Annotated in this window: 20 protein-coding genes and 1 pseudogene; 18 read left to right on the forward strand and 3 right to left on the reverse strand. The window is 49.1% G+C overall.

Going from position 1 to position 19,556, the window contains the following annotated elements:
• Positions 1-22: 22 nt before the first annotated feature.
• The 9 genes from ACXAGX_RS06365 to ACXAGX_RS06405 are packed head-to-tail and all read left to right on the forward strand — an operon-like array spanning position 23 to position 8,020.
• Positions 23-1,201 carry a beta-ketoacyl-ACP synthase gene (locus tag ACXAGX_RS06365; protein ID WP_474837285.1) on the forward strand — a complete coding sequence of 393 codons (1,179 nt, stop codon included), beginning with the start codon at positions 23-25 and terminating at the stop codon, positions 1,199-1,201.
• A gap of 1 nt (position 1,202) precedes the next feature.
• Positions 1,203-2,012 (forward strand): beta-ketoacyl synthase chain length factor, encoded by an 810-nt coding sequence (locus tag ACXAGX_RS06370; protein WP_474837287.1) that lies wholly within the window; start codon positions 1,203-1,205, stop codon positions 2,010-2,012.
• Between the two features lie 3 nt (positions 2,013-2,015).
• The gene (locus tag ACXAGX_RS06375) at positions 2,016-3,587 is read left to right on the forward strand and encodes an NAD(P)/FAD-dependent oxidoreductase (protein ID WP_474837289.1); all 1,572 of its coding nucleotides are present in this window, start codon (positions 2,016-2,018) and stop codon (positions 3,585-3,587) included.
• Positions 3,584-4,177 carry a COG4648 family protein gene (locus tag ACXAGX_RS06380; RefSeq protein WP_474824218.1) on the forward strand — a complete coding sequence of 198 codons (594 nt, stop codon included), beginning with the start codon at positions 3,584-3,586 and terminating at the stop codon, positions 4,175-4,177. The genes ACXAGX_RS06375 and ACXAGX_RS06380 overlap by 4 nt, the downstream gene beginning before the upstream one ends.
• Positions 4,170-4,553: an ApeI family dehydratase gene (locus ACXAGX_RS06385; protein WP_474837291.1), complete on the forward strand. Its 384-nt coding sequence runs from the start codon at positions 4,170-4,172 to the stop codon at positions 4,551-4,553. The genes ACXAGX_RS06380 and ACXAGX_RS06385 overlap by 8 nt, the downstream gene beginning before the upstream one ends.
• Complete coding sequence (locus ACXAGX_RS06390; RefSeq protein WP_474824222.1) at positions 4,550-5,296, forward strand: glycosyltransferase family 2 protein; 747 nt, start codon at positions 4,550-4,552, stop codon at positions 5,294-5,296. The genes ACXAGX_RS06385 and ACXAGX_RS06390 overlap by 4 nt, the downstream gene beginning before the upstream one ends.
• Positions 5,297-5,306: 10 nt before the next feature.
• Entirely contained in the window at positions 5,307-6,314 is a 1,008-nt protein-coding gene (locus tag ACXAGX_RS06395) for an LpxL/LpxP family acyltransferase (RefSeq protein WP_474837293.1), read from the forward strand.
• Positions 6,314-6,769: a hotdog family protein gene (locus tag ACXAGX_RS06400; RefSeq protein ID WP_474837295.1), complete on the forward strand. Its 456-nt coding sequence runs from the start codon at positions 6,314-6,316 to the stop codon at positions 6,767-6,769. The genes ACXAGX_RS06395 and ACXAGX_RS06400 overlap by 1 nt, the downstream gene beginning before the upstream one ends.
• Positions 6,770-6,784: 15 nt before the next feature.
• Positions 6,785-8,020: a beta-ketoacyl-ACP synthase gene (locus ACXAGX_RS06405; protein ID WP_474837297.1), complete on the forward strand. Its 1,236-nt coding sequence runs from the start codon at positions 6,785-6,787 to the stop codon at positions 8,018-8,020.
• A gap of 86 nt (positions 8,021-8,106) precedes the next feature.
• Here ACXAGX_RS06405 and ACXAGX_RS06410 read toward each other — a convergent pair whose 3' ends face one another.
• The gene (locus tag ACXAGX_RS06410; protein WP_474837299.1) at positions 8,107-9,471 is read right to left on the reverse strand and encodes an AMP-binding protein; all 1,365 of its coding nucleotides are present in this window, start codon (positions 9,469-9,471) and stop codon (positions 8,107-8,109) included.
• Between the two features lie 239 nt (positions 9,472-9,710).
• Between ACXAGX_RS06410 and ACXAGX_RS06415 the strand changes: the two genes are divergently transcribed.
• The 9 genes from ACXAGX_RS06415 (at position 9,711) to rluF (ending at position 17,644) form a co-directional block, all read left to right on the forward strand.
• Positions 9,711-10,649 (forward strand): chorismate transformation FkbO/Hyg5 family protein, encoded by a 939-nt coding sequence (locus tag ACXAGX_RS06415; protein WP_474837301.1) that lies wholly within the window; start codon positions 9,711-9,713, stop codon positions 10,647-10,649.
• Entirely contained in the window at positions 10,642-11,505 is an 864-nt protein-coding gene (locus tag ACXAGX_RS06420) for a lysophospholipid acyltransferase family protein (RefSeq protein WP_474837302.1), read from the forward strand. The genes ACXAGX_RS06415 and ACXAGX_RS06420 overlap by 8 nt, the downstream gene beginning before the upstream one ends.
• Positions 11,506-11,517: 12 nt before the next feature.
• Positions 11,518-11,772, forward strand: a complete 255-nt coding sequence (locus ACXAGX_RS06425) for an acyl carrier protein (protein WP_070125610.1) — start codon at positions 11,518-11,520, stop codon at positions 11,770-11,772.
• 4 nt (positions 11,773-11,776) lie between these two features.
• The gene (locus ACXAGX_RS06430; RefSeq protein ID WP_070125611.1) at positions 11,777-12,193 is read left to right on the forward strand and encodes an acyl-CoA thioesterase; all 417 of its coding nucleotides are present in this window, start codon (positions 11,777-11,779) and stop codon (positions 12,191-12,193) included.
• Positions 12,175-12,885 carry an outer membrane lipoprotein carrier protein LolA gene (locus ACXAGX_RS06435; protein ID WP_474837304.1) on the forward strand — a complete coding sequence of 237 codons (711 nt, stop codon included), beginning with the start codon at positions 12,175-12,177 and terminating at the stop codon, positions 12,883-12,885. Before ACXAGX_RS06430 ends, ACXAGX_RS06435 begins: the two co-directional genes overlap by 19 nt.
• A 9-nt stretch (positions 12,886-12,894) precedes the next feature.
• Positions 12,895-15,204, forward strand: a complete 2,310-nt coding sequence (locus tag ACXAGX_RS06440; RefSeq protein WP_474837306.1) for an MMPL family transporter — start codon at positions 12,895-12,897, stop codon at positions 15,202-15,204.
• Complete coding sequence (gene fabG, locus ACXAGX_RS06445) at positions 15,197-15,928, forward strand: 3-oxoacyl-ACP reductase FabG (protein WP_474824242.1); 732 nt, start codon at positions 15,197-15,199, stop codon at positions 15,926-15,928. The genes ACXAGX_RS06440 and fabG overlap by 8 nt, the downstream gene beginning before the upstream one ends.
• A gap of 35 nt (positions 15,929-15,963) precedes the next feature.
• Positions 15,964-16,791: a hypothetical protein gene (locus tag ACXAGX_RS06450; protein WP_474837308.1), complete on the forward strand. Its 828-nt coding sequence runs from the start codon at positions 15,964-15,966 to the stop codon at positions 16,789-16,791.
• Between the two features lie 85 nt (positions 16,792-16,876).
• The gene (gene rluF / locus ACXAGX_RS06455) at positions 16,877-17,644 is read left to right on the forward strand and encodes a 23S rRNA pseudouridine(2604) synthase RluF (RefSeq protein WP_474824246.1); all 768 of its coding nucleotides are present in this window, start codon (positions 16,877-16,879) and stop codon (positions 17,642-17,644) included.
• Positions 17,645-17,730: 86 nt separating this feature from the next.
• Here rluF and ACXAGX_RS06460 read toward each other — a convergent pair whose 3' ends face one another.
• Positions 17,731-17,922 carry a hypothetical protein gene (locus ACXAGX_RS06460; RefSeq protein WP_474824248.1) on the reverse strand — a complete coding sequence of 64 codons (192 nt, stop codon included), beginning with the start codon at positions 17,920-17,922 and terminating at the stop codon, positions 17,731-17,733.
• A gap of 421 nt (positions 17,923-18,343) precedes the next feature.
• Positions 18,344-19,513: pseudogene (locus ACXAGX_RS06465) on the reverse strand (TonB-dependent receptor domain-containing protein).
• Positions 19,514-19,556: the final 43 nt, after the last annotated feature.

Raw genomic sequence — 19,556 nt, forward strand, 5'->3', positions numbered from 1 at the left:
TTTGAGGGTTATCTTTGACGACATGAAAATAGATATCATCGATTACGAATCCTGTTCGGCAGCTGGGGTTAACCTCGGCGCCTTACGGACTTCACTCAAACAGCATAAAAGCGGCCTGATTAAGAACAACCTGCCAGGTTCAGATTTAGACACCTGGATTGGCCTTGTTGAGCAAATCAATGGCGTGGATGACCTGGGGCAATGGCAAAGTCGAAACAATGCTCTTGCTGTATTAGGTTATGAACAGGGCACGATTCGCCACACGGTTTCAGCGTTAATCAGCAAATACGGCGCTGCCCGCATTGGTTTAGTTATGGGCTCAAGTACGTCCAGTATCGACCGTACTGAAGAAGCCTATACCAAACTCAACAGCGACAATGGGTTATCCGAAGCGTTCAAGCAGCCGTTTGTGCATAATCCTCATGCACCAGCCTTGTTTGCTACTCACCTTTCCGGCATTAAAGGCCCATCACTCACGATTAACACCGCGTGCTCTTCTTCCGCCAAAGTGTTTGCCACCGGCGCTCGCTGGCTGGAAACCGGTATTGTCGATGCAGTGCTGGTAGGCGGCGTGGATACGCTGTGTCTGAGTGTGCTGCACGGTTTTAATTCGCTGCAGCTACTGTCGCCGAACCCGTGTAAGCCCTTCGATCAGCATCGAGACGGAATAAACCTGGGTGAAGCATCCGGTTTTGCTGTTCTGCAGCGCGCGGGCGAAAATGACAATGGCCGGGGCATCACGCTGGCCGGTTATGGCGAAAGCTCAGATGCACACCATATGTCGCACCCACATCCTGATGGATTAGGTGCCAGATTGTCGATGACACAGGCGCTGAAACGAGCCGCATTGTCTCCTGAGTCGGTGGATTACATTAACCTTCACGGCACGTCCAGCCGGGCTAACGATTTAATTGAAGGAAAGCTGATTTCCGAATTGTTCCCTGCGTCTGTACGATGTTCATCGACCAAAGCCTGGATGGGGCATACCCTGGGCGCAGCCGGTATTACAGAAGCCATTATTGCCATGGATACCTTGCACACCAACGTGATCCCAGGTTCGAAGAACCTGGAAACGCTAGATGAAGCACTGGATTTCTCCATTAAAGCCTCAGACGAAGAGAAAGTGTGTCAACACGTGATGACCAATTCATTCGGCTTCGGTGGTAATAACTGTACACTTTTGTTTAGCAGGGCAGAGTAATATGCAGACAAAAGCACTGAAATGTAAAATTGCAGGCACTGGTGCCTGGGGCAGCTACTTTGAAAACTGGTCTGCACTTCAAGCGCTGCTTGGTGGCGCAGACTTACCAGAAGCAAAGCTGAAAAGCCCGAAACCCGGTATTATTCCCGCCAATGAAAGACGCCGGGCCCCGTTGCCGGTTAAGTTGGCGGTTGAGAGTTCATGGCAGGCTACGCAAGATGCCGGTGTTGAGCCCAATACGCTTACCTGCGTGTTTGTCTCTGGTCTGGGCGATACCGACCTTACCGACTATATGTGCAAAACATTGGCGTCTGAACATAAAGAACTGTCGCCGACCAAGTTCCATAATTCTGTACACAACGCGCCCGCCGGCTATTGGACTATCAGTACGGGCACCATGAGCGCGGCCAATTCTGTTGCTGGATATGAAGAGTCGGTGTCGTTAACCATTCTTGAAGCCATGATTCAGTGCGAAACTGAAAATGTGCCCATGCTGCTCACGTTTTATGATGCGCCGGTGGCAGATATTCTGACCCCCGTGTTGCCTAATCAGGAAACCTTTGCGTTTTCACTGGTGATTTATCCGCACGACGCCGACGTGGAAGGCCAGGTGCTAACGGCAATGGTAAATCAGCAGGAAGATGCAAGCTGGCCGGCACTCAATGCAGACAGTACGTATCTCACAGAGATGTACGCTCAGAACCCAGCGGCAAAGGTATTGTGTGTTGCTGAGCTGTTGAATCAACCTAACGGGCAAATCACCATTCCGCTAAGCAGTGGAACCAGTCTCACTTTAGCATGTGAAGGGTAAACGATGGATCAGATGAATACGGATATTATCATCGCCGGTGGCGGGTTGGCAGGCATGAGCCTGGCGCTGCAGCTGCTTAACCGCGACGACACTTACGCCATAACCATAATTGAGAAGAACACCTTTCCGGTAAACGACACCACGGCAAAAGTGGGAGAGTCTACGGTTGAAATTGGTGCGCACTACTTTACCGATGTACTTGGCCTGAAAGACCATTTCAAGGAAAAGCATTTGCGTAAGTACGGCCTCAGACTGTTCTTCGGTAAAGTGCAAAACGACTACAGCGATTATGATGAACTGGGCGTAAGCGAGCTTTTCGGTATTCCGGCTTATCAAATTGAACGTGGCACGCTGGAAAACTACCTCTACACCATGCTGAAAGAAAAAGGCGTGGTATTTATTGATGGCGCAGTACCCGAAGACATTGAACTGGGCGATAAAAATCACACTGTGGTTTGCCGTCGCGGTGACGACACAATTACGGTTCAGGGGCGTTGGTTAGTCGACGCAGCGGGCCGTCAGGCATTGCTACGAAATAAGCTGAACTTGCAGACTGAAACCGGCCATCAAGGCAATGCGGTTTTCTTCCGAATCAATAAGCGGGTCATTATCGATGAATGGTCTGATAATGAAGCCTGGCAAAATCGTGTCCTTGAACCGGGCAAACGTTGGTTAAGCACCAATCACCTAATGGGCCCCGGTTACTGGGTGTGGATTATTCCTCTTGCGTCCGGCGCCACCAGCTTTGGTATCGTCATGGACGATAAAGCGCTGGCCGACAGCAAAATCAGCACCTTTGAAGACACCATGGCGTGGCTACAACAAGAACATCCACTTTGCGCAGCGGCTATTGAAGGGGCGGAACTGCTCGACTTTAAAGTCATGCAAGGCTATTCCTACGGCTGCAAGCAAATGTTCTCAGACTCTGGCTGGGCCATGACGGGCGAAGCCGGTGCCTTTGCAGACCCTTTCTATTCACCGGGCAGCGATTTCATCGCGCTGAATAATACCTTTGTTACCCATCTTATCGAGCGTGACAAGAAAGGGCAGGACATTCGTTTTGAAGCGGCCTTGTTCCACAAGTTTTACGACTCGTTCTTTGAGAACACCCTGTCAATTTACAAAGATCAGTATGGCGGTTTTGGCGATCGTAAGATGATGTCAATTAAGCTGGTCTGGGATTACACCTACTACTGGGGTGTGTTTGCCTTGCTGTTTTTCACCGACGCTATCGGCGACTTAGACACCATGCGTAAAATTACCCCGAACCTGCTGAAAACCCAGAAGCTGAATAAGAAAATGCAGATATTGCTGGCTGAAAGAGCACAGAAGCGTTTGGTTTTACCCGCCAAAGGCAGCTTTATGGATCAATTCCTGGTGCCGTGTCTGGGCGAGCTCAACGACGTACTGAAAAACCCGGATATTGATGTGGAAATGGCACTGGAGAAGAACATTGCCATTATGCAGAAAATTGTCCCGTACTTTGAAGATATGCTGAGCGACGAAGCCACCACGAAGATTGATGATGAAGAACGTGCGGTGCTGGGAAATTACAGGCAAAGCGTGCTGGCGTGAGTGCATCACCGCGGCAGCGAGGCCCGAAGGATTTAATTCCGCTGCTCTTTGTTCTTGTGTCTGTGGCTTACCCGTTTGTGGTGTGGCTCAACATCGACAAGATAGACCCCCGCTGGTTCGGTGCGGCGTTGCTGTTAGTAGCTATATTCAGGCTGGTGGTTGCAGGAAGGCATCGTAAAACCAGTGACTGGTTGATGACTGCCGTGATTGCGTTATATTGCGTCGGGGTTATATTTCTAAACAGTGAAATACTGCTGAAATGTTACCCTGTGATCATGAGCGCCGGAATGGGAATGTTGTTCCTGATTTCGTTGCTTGATGAGCATACCCTGATTGAGCGCTTCGCCCGGGCTGGTGGACATAATCCGCCGGCACAGGCAAAAGGTTATCTCAGGGCGCTGAGCCTGGCGTGGGGGCTGTTGCTGTTATTCAATGCCGCAGTGGCCGCCTGGACAGTTTGGTTCAGCAGTTTAGCTGTATGGACACTCTACAACGGTTTACTGTCCTACCTGATTTTTGCCGTATTTGTGGTTGCTGAATTACTCTTTCGGCGCCACTACAAAAAGAAGCATAAGATTGTTGATGACTGATATACATGCGTTGAAAGCACTGTTTAACGCGCAGGAAGGGCCAGATATTACGGCCGTAAAAATAGATGAAGCGTCTGCTGAGATCACGCTTAAGGTAAGCGAAGATCTTGCCTGGTTCGACGGTCACTTTCCTGATCATAAAGTGCTGCCCGGTGTGGTGCAGATAGACTGGGCGGGAAAGCTGGCAAAAGCGTTGTTTATCAGCGATAGCCGTTTTCATCAACTCTCCAACATCAAATTCAAAACCATGGTCATGCCGGGTGCAAAGATGCAGCTCACGCTCAATCACAATGCAGCTAAAGGCAGTGTTTCGTTTCACTTCTCCAACGAAACGGACTCATTCTCCACGGGCAGTTTTAAGTTTTCCGCATCATGAAATATTGCATTATTGTTCCTCATTACAAACACGAAGTGCTGTTTGAAAAGTTTCTGCCGGCGCTGGCGTCACTGAATTTACCCTGCATTGTGGTAGATGATGGCAGTGGTGAAGAAAGCGTGGCGAGGGTAGAAGCACTACTCAAACCTTACCCAGATTTTCATCTTGTCAGACACCAGACGAACCGTGGTAAAGGTGCTTCGGTGATCACCGGCTGTTATCACGCCAGTGCGATGGGCTTTAGCCACGTATTGCAACTGGATGCAGACGGCCAGCACAACATCGATGACGCGCAAAAACTGCTGGATTACAGTCGCTCTCACCCGGATTCCTTTATCTCCGGTCAGCCTTATTTTGATGAAACCGCGCCGTTCGCCAGAAAGTACGGCCGCAAAATTACCGATTTTTGGGTAGCGCTGGAAACCCTATCTTTGCAAATTAAAGACGGCCTGTGCGGCTTTAGGGTGTATCCCATCAAACAAATCGAGCGAGTATTCGATAATTACTACCTTGGCCCACGCATGGATTTTGACCCGGAACTGCTGGTGAAAGCGGTATGGGCAGGCATCGATTTGCATTTCATTCCTACCAAGGTGATTTATCACGAAAACACCGTATCCCATTTTCATTATCTGAAAGATAACCTCATGCTGATCCGGCTGCATGTACGGTTGATGTTTGGCATGCTTGTTCGTTTGCCAAAATTGTTAGTCACTCGCGTTCGTGCCTTGTTAGGTAAGTAAGAGGGGCACGATGACGGCGTCAGATAAAACCGCAACCACAGAACAGCAGGCTCACTGGTCGCAAACCCGTGAAGCCGGCACCATGGCAGCCATGCGACTGGTGTTTTTTATTTACCGGGTATGCGGCCGTAAAGTGTTTTCGGTCATCATGTATCCGGTGGCGCTGTATTTTGTCCTGTGCCGCAAGGAGCAGCGTGAAGCATCGTTGCAATATTTGAATGCGCACTACCGCTTCAAACCTGAAGTTTTGCAGCGTAAGCCTGGCTATCGACATGTTCTGCTGCATTTCAAAACCTTTGCCGAAGTGATTCTGGATAAGATGCTGGGCTGGTTAGACGAAATTACCGAAAAAGACTTCGTACTCAGCTCGCCAGAGAATATTGATGCCCTGCACAATGACGACCGAGGTCAACTCATTATTGGCTCTCATTTTGGTAACCTGGAGTTTTGCCGGGGCTTTATGCACCGTTATCGCAGCAAGGTTATCAATATACTGGTGTACGATAAGCACGCCGGCAACTTCGTTAAAATGATGCAAGACGAAAATAACGAATCCCGCCTTAATGTCTTCCAGGTTGATGAATTTGATGTTACCACCATCATGATGCTGAAAGAAAAAATTGATGCTGGCGAGTGGGTGTTTATTGCCGGTGACCGTGTGCCCTTGAGCGGCCTGGAACGTACCGTTGAAGTTCAATTTTTAGGGCAACAAGCACCGCTACCCATCGGCCCTTACATGCTGGCAAAAGCGTTGGCCTGCCCGGTAAAGCTGATGTTTGCTTATCGCTATAAAGCGGCAGACAACAAGGTGTTGTTTGATGTGGCGCCGTTGTGTGACAAATTGCAGATCAACCGCAAAACTCGCCAGCAGGATTTACAGCATTATGCGCAACAGTTTGCGTCGAAACTGGAAGCACATTGCCTTAACGCACCGTATCAATGGTTTAATTTTTATGATTTCTGGCAGCCCGGCGATACCACGTCTTTAACAGCGGGCACCAAAGGGGAAGGGAAGTAATGTCGCAGGAAACCCGTTTCGACAGCCGGTTGTTTGAGTTAATTCCTCACCGTCCGCCCATGTTATTGATTAACGAAGTACTGGATATCACCGAAACCTCATCGGCATCGCGTACCTACGTTGATGAAGAAAGCCCGTTTTTTGAAGCTGATAAGGGCGTCCCTGCCTGGATTGGTTTGGAATACATGGGCCAGACTGCCGCGCTTATCGCCGGGCATCAGCTTGCTCTGGGGAAAGTGTCGCCGCATTTAGGGTTTCTGCTCGGTACGCGGTCATTTAAAACCCACTGCGATTACTTTGCGCCGGGTAAGTACACGGTGCGCTGTGAAGAAAAAGCGCTGGTGGGCGATGGGCTTGCAACGTTCGATTGCTTCATTGAAAATGAGCCGCAAGACGGTAGCAAAGTGCAGTGTTTGGCAACGGCGAGTTTGTCGGTTTTCCGCCGGCCGGTTTAAAGAAAAGGATGTAGTTTGAATAACAATAATGACAGACGGGTTGTGATTACCGGAGCCGGTGTAGTGTCTGCACTGGGTGATGAATGGTCGCAGGTAAAATCTGCGCTTCAGTCGATGAAATCAGCAGTATGCTACATGGAAGACTGGAAAAAGTATGACGGTCTTGGCACCTATCTGGCTGCTCCCATTCACGACTTTGCGTTGCCCGATCATTACACCAAAAAGAAAAAGCGCAGCATGGGCCGTGTTGCCCAAATGGGTGTGCTGGCCACAGAGCGTGCGCTGGCTGATGCTGGCCTAACAGATGATCCGGTGATCCGCTCTTCTGCGACGGGTGTAGCTTACGGTTCCGCCACAGGCAGCAGTGAAGCAGCACTGGAATTTGCCCCTATGCTTGAGAACTTTTCGACTTCTCGCATTAACAGCAGCACCTATCTGCGCATGATGAACCACACCGCTGCGGTGAACATTAGTGTGTATTTTGGTACCCAGGGTCGCATGTACACCACATCGAGTGCCTGTACGGCGGGTAGCCAGGCCATTGGCTATGCGTATGAAGCCATTAAGTTTGGTCAGCAGGATGTGATGATTGCCGGTGGCGCAGAGGAATTGTGTCCTTCCCAAGCAGCGGTATTTGATACCCTGTTCGCGGCCAGCACCAAAAATGATACCCCGGAAGCCACGCCTCGGCCTTACGATCGCGACCGTGACGGCCTGGTACTGGGTGAGGGTGCGTGTACGCTTATTCTTGAGTCCTACGAACATGCAAAAGCCCGTGGTGCGAACATCCTGGCTGAAGTCACGGGTTACGCCACCAATACCGACGGTGCTTATTTGGTTAAACCTAATCCAGAAACGGTGCAACGCGTGATGGCCTCAGCCATGAAAGATGCCGGTGTAACCGCCGATGACATTGGTTATGTATCGGCACACGGCACGGCAACGCAGCACGGTGATATTGTGGAAAGTAATGCGACCTATCAGGTTGTGGGCGCTAAGCCAATTAGTTCGCTGAAAAGCTATACCGGCCATACGTTGGGTGCTTGCGGCTCATTTGAAGTGTGGGCAACCATTAATATGATGAAAGAAAACTGGTTTGCACCCACATTGAATCTGGATAACGTTGATCCAGAATGTGCACCGCTGGATTACATCCGCCAGGAATGCCGCGAAATCAAAACCGATTGCTTTATGAGTAATAACCTTGCCTTTGGCGGTATCAATACCTCGTTGATCATAAAGCGGGTTTAAACGCAAAACATTGCCGTGAAAAACAAACAAAAAGGGCGTCATGAATTTCTCGGGACGCCCTTTTTATTTAACTGCCGGTAAACTGATCATCTTTTCTTTTTCAGTGACGCATGGAGCGCATCAATGTTTTTGCGCAGCAGCTTACCGTTAGGTTCGCGGGGCAGGGCATCTACCACGTACACAGGTCGCGGCACAAAAGCACTGTCTAAACGGGCTTGTAAGAAGCGCACCAATTCCGCTTTTTCTACACCTTGCTTCAGCGACACAATGGCGACAAGGCGGGTTACCGGGCCTGCTGATTCAGGATGAATCACAATGCCATCTTCCAGGCCCTTAAACGTCAGCAGCGTTTGATTAATGGTAAATAGTGAACCCCGTTTACCGGCAATCTTTATCAAGTCGCTTGCCCGGCCAGACAATACAAAGTGATTGTCATCTTTAAATTCAATGAAATCTTGCAGTACGGTATCTGAGGGCAAATGTTCAGCGCGCACCGTGGTGGTACCGTCGTCCTGCGCAAAATCAATGCCTTCAAACTTAAACCAGGCTTGCTCCTTGGCAGAACGTCGTACCGCCATTGAGCCCACTTCACTGCAACCGTACACTTCTCTTAATGGCGCGTTGAATTTCTGCTCCACTTCGGTGGCAAGTTCAGTGGTAAGCGGGGACGTGGCGCACAGCACGGAGTGGGCGTGAACGTCAGTGGTCATATCGGCACACAGCGCCCGCAAATGTACAGGGGTGGAAACCAGTTGCTTGGGTTCCGGCAAAGCCGCGAAGGAATCCAGAATATCCCGTGGGAACAGCGGCTTTGCATCACTCATGCAAACTTTACTGAATAACGGCAATAACGCGGAAGTTTCAAACCCCCACATGTGTTGTGCCGGCATGGTGGCCAATTGATACAAGGTCTCTTCACAATCCGGGATCATGAAGGTGTAGTTAATCAGGCTGCTGCGGTGCAAGGTGCGCCAGTACTTAAGATTCGGTTTCGACTTTCCGGTAGAGCCGGAAGTAAAGCTAATACAAGCTAGAAAGTCATCTTCAACAACAGGCACATCCACAGTGCGATTTTGAACCGGTGCGTTTGCAGACAGAATATCGAATGCCGGCAGGTTTGGGCTAATTTCTCCGCCGTCATGAATGATAAAACAATCAGTATAATCTTCGTTTAATTGATCCTGCGTGGCGACATTTTTGCTCGACGGTAATAAGGTGGTTGTACCGCGTAAAATTGCGGCGCAAAGTCCCACCAGAAAGAGGTAGCGGTTTTCACAAAGATTAATAGCATGACCACGATGGGTCAGCGCTTCAGCCACCTGATTGACATGATTGAGAAACTGATTCGTAGACACGGGCCCTACATCAAGGCCAACGGCGTTTATAGGCTGTGTAAGAAAGGCAATTGCATCTTCAGATGTGCGGGTAACTAGCGGAAACGTATTTGACATGAATAATTGATTTACTGGTGTTCACGAATGTTAACAGCCAAGGTAAAGGATGCGTCCATTCGCTTTATTTTCGATTTTCGCTAGTTTAAACTACCGCCCAGTCAAAAACTAATTCTGTATCATGGAATGATCGTCTGAAAATAAGCAAGCAGAGCGTCAGGGAGTTGGTTTAAATCAGTTTTTCTCTGCCTGTTTGCACCATCATTCGTGTTTGCAGTCACACCAAATTCAGTTGTCCCATGTTAAAACAGCAATTTTGTTCCTCGCCCGCTAACGAATTAATCTCCAGTGTAAACGCGCTGGCGGTAATGCCACTTACTAATCAATGTGAACCGTTTGGTAATGGTCTTATTGCTACCGGGTTAGAAGGCGCGGTTGAAAATGCCGGCAATGAACTGTGGTTAATAGAAGGTGAGGTTAGCCGAGGGCAAACGGGTAAATGCTTCTGGTCTAAAACCGACGACGTAATTTGTGTTGCCCATTGGCTCACCAAAGACGAATGTGAAGACATCGAACAACAAACCTATGCGGCCTATTCTTCCATTTTGAATATCTTAAAAGCCCAGGGTTTTGTACATCCATTTCGCTTTTGGAATTATTTGCCGTCGATAAACGTGGGTGAAGGCGACAATGAGTTGTACAAAAAGTTTTGTACCGGACGTTTGAATGCGTTTGAGGCTGCTGGTATGCCGCCGCAAAGCTTTCCGTCAGCCTCAGCACTCGGTCATCATACCGACGGTGCGGTTTTTTACGTGTTTGCCAGTAAGGTGGAGCCACGTCACTATAACAATCATCATCAAGTTAACGCTTACGAATATCCTCGTGAGTACGGTATTTCCAGCCCTTCGTTTGCTCGTGCTACCGCGCTAACCCTTGCTGATTCTCACTTCCTGTTCATTTCAGGTACCGCCAGCATTACCGGGCATCAAACCCGTGGCGAGGGCGACCTGAAAATGCAGCTTACGGTGACAATGTCTAATATTCGTCACCTGCTGGAAACGGCAAACCCGGAAGGTTGTCAGCTGTCTACCTTTAAAGTCTATATTCGTCACGCCAAAGATGCGGCTTTTGTACGCGACTGGCTTTCGACTCAATATCCAGACGTCGATGCGGTGTACACCCTTGCGGATATCTGCCGCAAAGACTTGCTGGTCGAAATAGAATGTTTCTGTGTCTAGCGCGCTCTCTTCTGAAGCCACGGCGCTCTCATCACGTAAGGGCGCAGGCATGGTAGTCACAAAGCTGCGCAAAGCCTGGCAAATCTTCAGTGCTGGCGTGAGCTATACCCTTTTTGGTGTAGGCGCGTTGCTGGTTGGGGTTTTCTTCCGCTTGATGAGTCCGGTTACTATTATTTCGCCGGCGAAAAAGCAGCGCATGATCCGTTGGTGTATTCATAAAGGGTGTCTCACGTTCATCCGTATCATGCGTTTCTTTGGGCTGATCCGCTATTCCTTCGACTTAGACTCAATGCATACCGCACGCCCCGGGCATATTCTCATTGCGAATCATCCGTCGTTAATCGATGTGGTATTGTTACTCGCCGTCAACGAGCAAATGTGCTGTTTTGTGAAAAGCGCGGTGTGGGATAACTTTTTTACCGGTGCAGTGGTGCGTCAGGCCGGGTTCATTCCTAATAATGCCGAGCAGATATTACCTATGGCCGCGGCCAAGCTGGCAGCCGGTGAGAATATTCTTATTTTTCCCGAAGGCACCCGCACCAAAGAAGATAACGTTTTACGCTTTAAGCGAGGCGCGGCCAATATGGCGGTGGCTGTTAATGCGTCTATTATGCCGGTGATGATAGAGTGTTATCCGCGGGCGCTGAAAAAAGGCGATAAGTGGTACGATATTCCACCAGGCGGCCCGGCTTTTACACTGCGTTCAGGTGAGTTGATGGCGTTAGACGAATGTATCGACACCACGCTACCACGACCTAAGCAGTACAGACATCTCACTCAATTTCTGGAAAACTATTACAACAAACAGCTGTCAACAGAGATAGCGGCAACGCCGGAACAGCTGGAAAATTCATAGAGGGAATGCGAAATGAATGCGGAAAAACAAAATATTCTTGATCAGGTCAGAGACACTCTGGTTGATCTTTTCGAGCTTGAGCCAGCGGAAATCGTGCCGGAAGCCCGTCTTTACGAAGACTTAGATATCGACAGTATCGATGCGGTCGATTTGCTGGTAGATCTGAAAAAGAGCATTAACGTTGAAATTTCACCGTCGCAGTTCAAGCAGGTAAGAACAATTCAAGACGTGGTCGACGTACTCGCCGAGTTACCTGCAAAAGCGTAATACCATGAAAAAAAATAGCCTGAATATCGATATTCCTTTTTTCGATGTGGATGCATACCGCGTGGTCTGGCACGGCAATTATCCAAAATACATCGAAATGGCCCGGTGTGCATTGTTGTCTGAAATAGGTTGCCCGTACAGCGTCATGGAAGAGCAGGGATTCTTTTTTCCCATTGTTGATATTCAGGTGAAGTACATTAAGCCTCTGCTGTTTGAACAAAAAGTAGTAGTGGAATCCTGGTTGACTGAATGGGAAAACCGGCTGAAGATCAGTTATGTGATAAAAGATCGCGACACCGGCGAAGTGTTCACCAAAGCCAAAACGACCCAGTTTGCGGTTGCGATGCCGGAACAAATCACCCAATATGAGTCTCCAGCCTTTCTCACTGACGCAATCAATGCATGGATAAGCCAATCATGAGTCGCTTTTCGCCAGCCCGTTTGGGTTTAGTCCTTTTCAGTGTTGTGAGTGTATCGGCCTTGGCAGAGCAGAGCTCCGCCAATGAAGAAACCTTACTGTCGTCGATGTTTCCTTCGGGTTGTCACTTTTCCGGACACTTCAGCCAGCAAAAAGCAATGGAAGGGCTACCGGTACCATTGAAATCGGCAGGAGACTTTTATTATTCCTGCGATTTGGGGTTGGTATGGCACTCCATCGAGCCATTCAGTGAAGCTATTTTATACGTAAATGGTACAAACAACTTCAGGGCAGAGGACGACGGTACACTCACGCCGTTGAGTGGAGTAGCCCGCTATATCATGTCGAATATTTTTATTCGGTTACTTAAGGGTGATACCGGCTACTTTACAGACGAATTTGCGATCACGCAGGAAGACAGTGGTGCTCTGTTACTGATACCGGAAAGCGACATGATGCGCAAAGGGCTGGATGCCATTCGCATTAGTCAGGAAAACACCGATAACGCTCAGCCAGCCGTTACCATAAAAGTGACCGATGCCACTGGCCAAAACACCCAAGTGCTCATCGACAAGATTCAAGCATACGAGTTTGACGGTAAGCGCAAGGCGTACGAACAATGCGAAGCGTTGTATGCTGACAAAACTGACTGGTGCCGCGTGTTGCGCTCTCCAGGCCGTTTTGAAACCTATTAAATATAACCCATGTCGCTCTTTATTCGGCTGTGCTTCGTTTTTACCCTTGTGGCAGGGATCGTATTCGCTTGCGTAAATCCTCAGTCTATTCAGATTGATACCAACCTCAATGATTTAAATCCGGAGAAAGTGAGCGACCCCGGGTTGCAGTACGCCCTGGATTCACTGACCAACGATATCAGCCAACGCTTCATTGTGGTGGTGAAAAGCGACAACAAAAAACACGCCGCAGACGGCGCCAAGGCGTTGCAGTCTGCCATCAACACGCTGCCAGGCTTACAAGCACTCACCAACGAAAATCAACAGGGTGGCTACCTCTCTGCGATTACGCCCTACCGGTTTAATTTCCTTTCCGACGCTCAACGAGACGCACTTGAATCCGACACCCCGGAACAAATGGCGAGGGCCGCCCAGCGCAAGCTCTATCAACTGGGGGAAGGGATCAGAATGGTGCCGTTCGAAAAAGATCCCCTCGGTTGGTTTTCCGATTACCTGTTGGGGCTGACCGAGCAAATTGAATCCACCGAGTCTATCGAAGCGGAAGGGGAATACGTAAACACCTTCACCGTGATTTTTAATGACTTTCCTGGCGGTATGGCTGAACAAAACCAAGTTTATCAGCAAATTACCGAAGCAGAGCAATCTGTACGCGATGAATTCAATGTGTCGGTACTGCACTCCGGCATGTTCTTTTTCGCTGTTGATTCTGCGCAGTCTGCAAAAGCTGACATTCAACTGATTGCAGTGGGTTCGATAGCTGGCGTGCTGGTGCTCATGCTGCTGGTATTTCGCTCGTTGTTACCGCTTACCCTGGCGCTCAGTTCCATTGCCGCCGGCGTTGGCTTTGGCATACTTACCAGCGTGTGGGTGTTTGGCTCTGTGCATGTACTTACTATTGTGTTCGGTGCGAGTCTTATTGGTATCGTGGTGGACTATTCACTGCATTATTTTTATCACTTTCTATCGAGCGCGTCGCAAGTAAACGCGCAGACTTCACGACACCACGGCGTACTTTATCGGGCTATGGTGCTTAGTGTGATTACCTCGCTAGTAGGTTATGGCGCCTTAAGTATTGCCGATTTAACCATTCTAAAGAAAATTGCGCTTTTCTCTTGCGCCGGTTTGGGCATGGCCTGGCTGTGTGTGATGCTGCTGGGCCCTTGGGTGGTGCGCCGTCCTATTGAAGCCCGCCAGACTATGTTGAAAGCGGTTATTGCGTCGTTGCAACGTGTTGTTGCCCGTCGCCCAAAAGCGCTCGCGGCCACCGGGTTATTGCTCGCTGCGGGTAGTCTGCTGTATGTGCTGAGTGGTGGTCTTAAAGTGAATGATGATCCTCGCCGTTTTTTCCATGTATCCCCTACGTTATTGCAGCAGGAACAAGCTGTATCTTCGCTCACCCAGGTTTACGAGCCCGGACGGTATTTGCTTGTACGCGGGCAAGAACCTCAAGACATATTTAATGCGCTGGAAGATTTTTATGCATTTCCCGGCGTGAACAAAGCCACCGTGAGCGGTATTGGCGACTGGCTGCCTTCGCCTGAAAGGCAGCGAGCAGATTATGCTTCCCAGGCCAAACTTTATGGGCAGGGCGGCGTTCTTGATGTATTTGCTGCTGCGTTGGGATTGCCGGCTGAATCAGTGTCACCGGTAAAAGCCGAATACACAAACGCTGCCGGAAAGGTCCTTGATTTTATCAAGCTATCAAGCCAGATCGCCACACTTCCTCCGCTCTGGAGTGAGAAAAACGGGCAGATATACAGCTTCGTACTTATTCGCAAAAACAGTGATTTAACAGCATTGAAGGCCGCTGCCGAGGCGATTCCTGCCATTGAGTATGTGAACACCTTGGGCAATGCATCGAAGGCACTTAAGTCTCAGCGCGAAACTGGGGCTATGCTGTTAGTCATTGCTTACGTACTGGTCGCGCTTTTGCTGGCGCTGTGGTACCGCAGTGCGTCTGTTATTCAACTTTTACTTATCCCCGCTTCTGCCAGTTTGATTGCCGTTGCTGCTGTGCTATTGGCCGGTCAGGCGCTGAATGTGTTTCACATCATGGCGTTATTCTTGGTACTTGGCCTGGGTATGGACTACATCATTTTTGCCCGGGAAATGGCAGACAAGCCTGATACCACCCAGCAGGCTATTTTACTCTCGGCGATCACCAGTTTGTTGTCATTCGGTTTGTTGGCATTCAGCGCCATGCCGGTTGTGCAAGCCTTTGGCAGCATTATTCTGATTGGAAATACGATTAATTTTATTGCGGCTATAAGCCTGTTTAACGGCAAGCCGGAAAATAAGGAAAAAGGATCTCATGTCTGAGCAAAAAAGAATCCTCGTCACAGGTGCCAGCAGTGGTATTGGTAAAGCAACAGCTTACAAGATGGCGGCGCAAGGCTTCGCCGTGGCGGTGCATTACCGCAGTGGTAAAGAGGCCGCGAAAAAAGTGGTCAACGACATTCTTGCTGATGGCGGAAATGCTGTAGCTTTGCAGTTTGATATTGCCGACAGAGAAGGAACCAAAACGGCTATTGAAGCGGATATTGAACAAAATGGCGCGTATTACGGTGTGGTGTGTAATGCCGGTGTAACCCGGGATACTGCGTTCCCAGCCATGACAGGTGATGAATGGGATGGCGTTGTTCACACCAATCTTGATGGATTTTACAATGTGTTGCATCCGGTGATCATGCCAATGATCAGGCTGCGCCAGGGTGGCCGCATCGTAACGCTGTCGTCGGTATCTGGCCTGATGGGCAACCGCGGACAAACCAATTACAGTGCATCTAAAGCGGGAATTATTGGTGCAACCAAAGCCCTGGCTATTGAACTCGGTAAGCGAAAAATCACCGTAAACTGTGTGGCGCCCGGTGTTATCGAAACCGGCATGATTGAAGGTGCGGTGGCCGATGAAGCGAAAAAAATGATTCCGCTGGGGACATTTGGTAACGTGGATGATGTTGCCAATACGATTGGATTTCTGGTTTCTGATGAAGCCCGATATATCTCCCGTCAAGTGATTAGCGTAAACGGCGGCATGTACTAACTTTTTGTGAGTGAATCTCAATTAATGGAGAAATGATGAGATATTTAACGACAGCCATGATGGCACTGATACTAACACTCAGCGTGTTGTCCTCAAAAGCCTTTGCAGAATTGACGCCGCAAGAGCAACGACTAGCGGATATGATGCTTTCCGGCGACATGACGCAACTTCGAGCGGCATCCAAACAAATTTACAGCGCGAAAATAGCAAACCCTGAATTGCTGGATATCGCTGCAGCCATTCTGTTGAAAAAGTACCCTCATGCGACCCGCAGTGAAGTGGACTCACTGGCTTGGGTAGCCCGTGCCATTGGCGCATCTGAAAATGGACGTTATTACAGCGTGTTGTCTGAAGTGGTGGAAAAAACCACCATCGACAAACTGGAACGTCATGCGGATAAAGCCTTAGATGACCTTCCTGGTGCTGAAGGTGAACAGTTCGCTTACGGCATGTACATGTTGCCTGAAAAGCTGTACAGCAAGGAGCTGGATAGCTCAGTAATTGGCCGCCTTAAGTCGCAAATGACAGCGGGTGATCTGTCTAACCTTAAGCAGGCTGCGAAAGAAATGACTTCAAGAGAATTGAAGAGCCAGGCGCTCTGTGACATCGCAGCTGAAATCCTGCTGAGAAATTATGCGTCAGCACAGAAAAATCAACTTGATACCTTTGCATGGTTAATGAATGCCATTGGACGCAGCGGCATGGCCCGCTACCACGATGTGTTACTGGAAGTTGAAGAAAACAGTGAAACGAGAAAGCTGCGCAGATATGCGGAATCTAACCGCGAAGCGCTCAATGAAGAGACGGCAGAACAATACAAGTTAGGCATGTTCGACGAGCCTCTGCCTGATTACGCATTCTGATAGTGAATCATCACAGAAAATTGGGCGCTGATGCTGTATGCTTAGCGCCTTAATTTTACTAGTTAGTTAAAGGTTACCCCGCAACATGAGTTCCGAGCAAGCAAGCAGTTCCGGTCAGGGAAAGCGCCTCAATAAATACATCAGCGACACCGGCCATTGTTCCCGTCGGGAGGCTGACAAGCTGATTGAACAAGAGCGGGTAACCATAAACAACCAATTGCCTGAACTTGGCACCAAGGTGCAGCCTGGCGATAAAGTGAAAGTCGACGGCAAGCTCATTGGGGCTGTTGCTGCAGACAAGTCTGACCGGATTTATATTGTTTATAACAAGCCGGTGGGGATCACCTGCACTACCGAGCGCCATGTGAAAGGCAACATCATTGATGCCATTGGTCACAAAGAGCGCATCTTCCCCATTGGGCGATTAGATAAGCCATCGGAAGGGCTAATCCTACTGACCAGCGATGGCGACATCGTGAATAAAATTCTGCGGGCGGAAAACGCCCATGACAAAGAATACGATGTGACCGTAAACCAGCCCATCAGCGGCCGTTTTCTGCAAAAAATGTCTCGCGGCGTACCTATTCTCGGCACCGTGACGAAGCCTTGTACGGTAGAGTCGAGAGGCCGTGACCGTTTCACCATTATTCTGACCCAAGGACTTAACCGACAAATCCGTCGTATGTGTGAGTTTTTAGGTTACGACGTACTGAAGCTAAAGCGTACGCGCATTATGCACATTACCTTAGGCAATTTACGTCCCGGACAGTGGCGTAATCTTACGCAGAAAGAACTGGATGTGCTGAATAAAGCCGTGGAAGGTTCATCGAAGACAGCGCCGGAAAAACGCTAGATTCCCATTTTATCAACGCATAAAAAAGCCGCCTGACTGCAGCAACAGTTCAGGCGGCGATAATACGCAATTCACATAAAATCGATTTAGCTTGCCATGCGCGGAGCGCAGTCAGCGAGTAACGATTCAGCACTCGGATATTTCTGATTTCCCACCTTACAGAATCCACCAAACGCATAAAGCGCTTTCAGTTTACGCTCCACCTGTGGCGTGATGTCTGCTGCCGACAGCTTATGCGTTTCAATTCCTTTGTTGTCATGTACCTGGATATTCATCATGGTAATCTCTCTGTGGTTGTACAAGTGCGATAACTGCAAAAGATAAAGCAAGGACGTTGCCAGAATGACACCGAAAGAAATGGCAATAACCTTTACCGCAGCCCCGCTCCTTGTGTTATGGCATTTCATAAATATCTGAAAAGTTGTCTGGCTGAAAAAATGCACAGGAAGACAATATCATCATAGCCCAACATTCACGTGAATGTGTTAAGCAGCGTGAATTTTATTCCAACTACCGGGAATTTTTATTCCACCGGCGGTGGCGCTTAGCTTACTTGCTCAGAGTAGGGCGGTGGTGTTGCAAAACGATTACAGCAATGACTACAAGAACAAAGGTGTTTCGTCGCCATAAAGGCATAAAAAAAGCCCCGGCTGGGCTAACTCAGTGTTACCGCGCCGGGGCTTTGTTTGAATCTAACAATTAGAATTTATATTTAATTTCACCGTACACGTATTGGCCGCGCAGCATATGGGTTTCAGCCACATAGCCGTATCCGCGGGCAGTGAAGGGAGGATCGGTGTCGAACAGGTTATTGACGCCCAGGGTAAAGGTGGTTTCATCGTTAAACTGGTAGTAAGCCTGTAAGTCTAATAGCGTTTGAGAGTCAACCATATCTGCTTCAGACGCTTCAATTTCAGATAAAGCCTGGAAGCTTTCAAATTCGCCAATGTAACGCACAATACCCGTCAGACCCAGATCACCGAAGGTCCAGTCTGCTGTCATACGAGCGCGGTTTTTCGGATAATTCAGCTCACCGGCGTATTCAATACCGTCTTTTTTGAACGAATCAATATAAGACCAGTCGAGACCAAACTTCAGTTGGCCCATATCGGCCAGATCAAGCAAATAACCGGCAGATAAATCTAAACCACTGGCTTCCTGCGAACTCAGGTTTACGTAAATGTTGTAGATACGGTCGATTTGCCCCAGCGTTTCGCCAGGAAGTGGATCAAAACGGATACACACCGTACTGTCTTGGTTGTTACATTCGGCAGCGTAGATGTTCTCAACCGGGTTCTGATCAATCTTGTTATCTTGTTCAATACTCCACAGGTCGGCAGTGAAGTCAAACTCGTCAGTGACTTGCCAAACAATACCGAAGTTCCAGGTGGTAGATTCTTCTGGTTGCAGCACCGCATCCGATGTGTAGATAACGCCGCGCTCACGTTCGCCTTCACAAATGCCGTCTGACTAACAGCGGTAATAGTCGTCTACCAATGGTGAGTCTTGTGATGGGCCTAAGCCAATTTGTGCCAGAGACGGCGCGCGGAAGCCCTGACCCCACGAGGCACGTACGGAGAAGTTATCAAGTGGACGCCATGACACGGCCACCATTGGATTGGTGGTTGAACCAAAATCGCTGTAATCATCGTAACGGCCAGCCAGTGTGACGTCGAAGGTGTCGGTGAACGGCACCAGGAACTCTACGTAGGCGGCAGAAATGTCACGAGACGCCGCAGCAGAAATGGCTTCGGTACCGAAAATCAGGCCACGTTGGAATTGCTCATCCGGGTTATCGGCAACATCTTCTTCACGGTATTCTAAGCCTGCAGCCACTTGCACAACTGCAATAAAACCTTTTCCTGGCATCACTGGTCAACCTGCTACATAATTGGGCCTGAAGTTTTTTCCC

Source organism: Alteromonas sp. ABV4_515 (assembly GCF_056160345.1).

Excerpts from the sequence above, each read along its gene's own strand:
- ACXAGX_RS06440 (WP_474837306.1), top strand. The coding sequence starts at position 12,895 with ATGTCGCTCTTTATTCGGCTGTGCTTCGTTTTTACCCTTGTGGCAGGG.
- ACXAGX_RS06390 (WP_474824222.1), top strand. The coding sequence starts at position 4,550 with ATGAAATATTGCATTATTGTTCCTCATTACAAACACGAAGTGCTGTTT.
- ACXAGX_RS06430 (WP_070125611.1), top strand. The coding sequence starts at position 11,777 with ATGAAAAAAAATAGCCTGAATATCGATATTCCTTTTTTCGATGTGGAT.
- ACXAGX_RS06460 (WP_474824248.1), bottom strand. The coding sequence starts at position 17,922 with ATGATGAATATCCAGGTACATGACAACAAAGGAATTGAAACGCATAAG.
- fabG (WP_474824242.1), top strand. The coding sequence starts at position 15,197 with ATGTCTGAGCAAAAAAGAATCCTCGTCACAGGTGCCAGCAGTGGTATT.
- rluF (WP_474824246.1), top strand. The coding sequence starts at position 16,877 with ATGAGTTCCGAGCAAGCAAGCAGTTCCGGTCAGGGAAAGCGCCTCAAT.
- ACXAGX_RS06410 (WP_474837299.1), bottom strand. The coding sequence starts at position 9,471 with ATGTCAAATACGTTTCCGCTAGTTACCCGCACATCTGAAGATGCAATT.
- ACXAGX_RS06400 (WP_474837295.1), top strand. The coding sequence starts at position 6,314 with ATGTCGCAGGAAACCCGTTTCGACAGCCGGTTGTTTGAGTTAATTCCT.
- ACXAGX_RS06425 (WP_070125610.1), top strand. The coding sequence starts at position 11,518 with ATGAATGCGGAAAAACAAAATATTCTTGATCAGGTCAGAGACACTCTG.
- ACXAGX_RS06365 (WP_474837285.1), top strand. The coding sequence starts at position 23 with ATGAAAATAGATATCATCGATTACGAATCCTGTTCGGCAGCTGGGGTT.
- ACXAGX_RS06415 (WP_474837301.1), top strand. The coding sequence starts at position 9,711 with ATGTTAAAACAGCAATTTTGTTCCTCGCCCGCTAACGAATTAATCTCC.
- ACXAGX_RS06375 (WP_474837289.1), top strand. The coding sequence starts at position 2,016 with ATGGATCAGATGAATACGGATATTATCATCGCCGGTGGCGGGTTGGCA.
- ACXAGX_RS06385 (WP_474837291.1), top strand. The coding sequence starts at position 4,170 with ATGACTGATATACATGCGTTGAAAGCACTGTTTAACGCGCAGGAAGGG.
- ACXAGX_RS06450 (WP_474837308.1), top strand. The coding sequence starts at position 15,964 with ATGAGATATTTAACGACAGCCATGATGGCACTGATACTAACACTCAGC.
- ACXAGX_RS06395 (WP_474837293.1), top strand. The coding sequence starts at position 5,307 with ATGACGGCGTCAGATAAAACCGCAACCACAGAACAGCAGGCTCACTGG.
- ACXAGX_RS06370 (WP_474837287.1), top strand. The coding sequence starts at position 1,203 with ATGCAGACAAAAGCACTGAAATGTAAAATTGCAGGCACTGGTGCCTGG.
- ACXAGX_RS06435 (WP_474837304.1), top strand. The coding sequence starts at position 12,175 with ATGGATAAGCCAATCATGAGTCGCTTTTCGCCAGCCCGTTTGGGTTTA.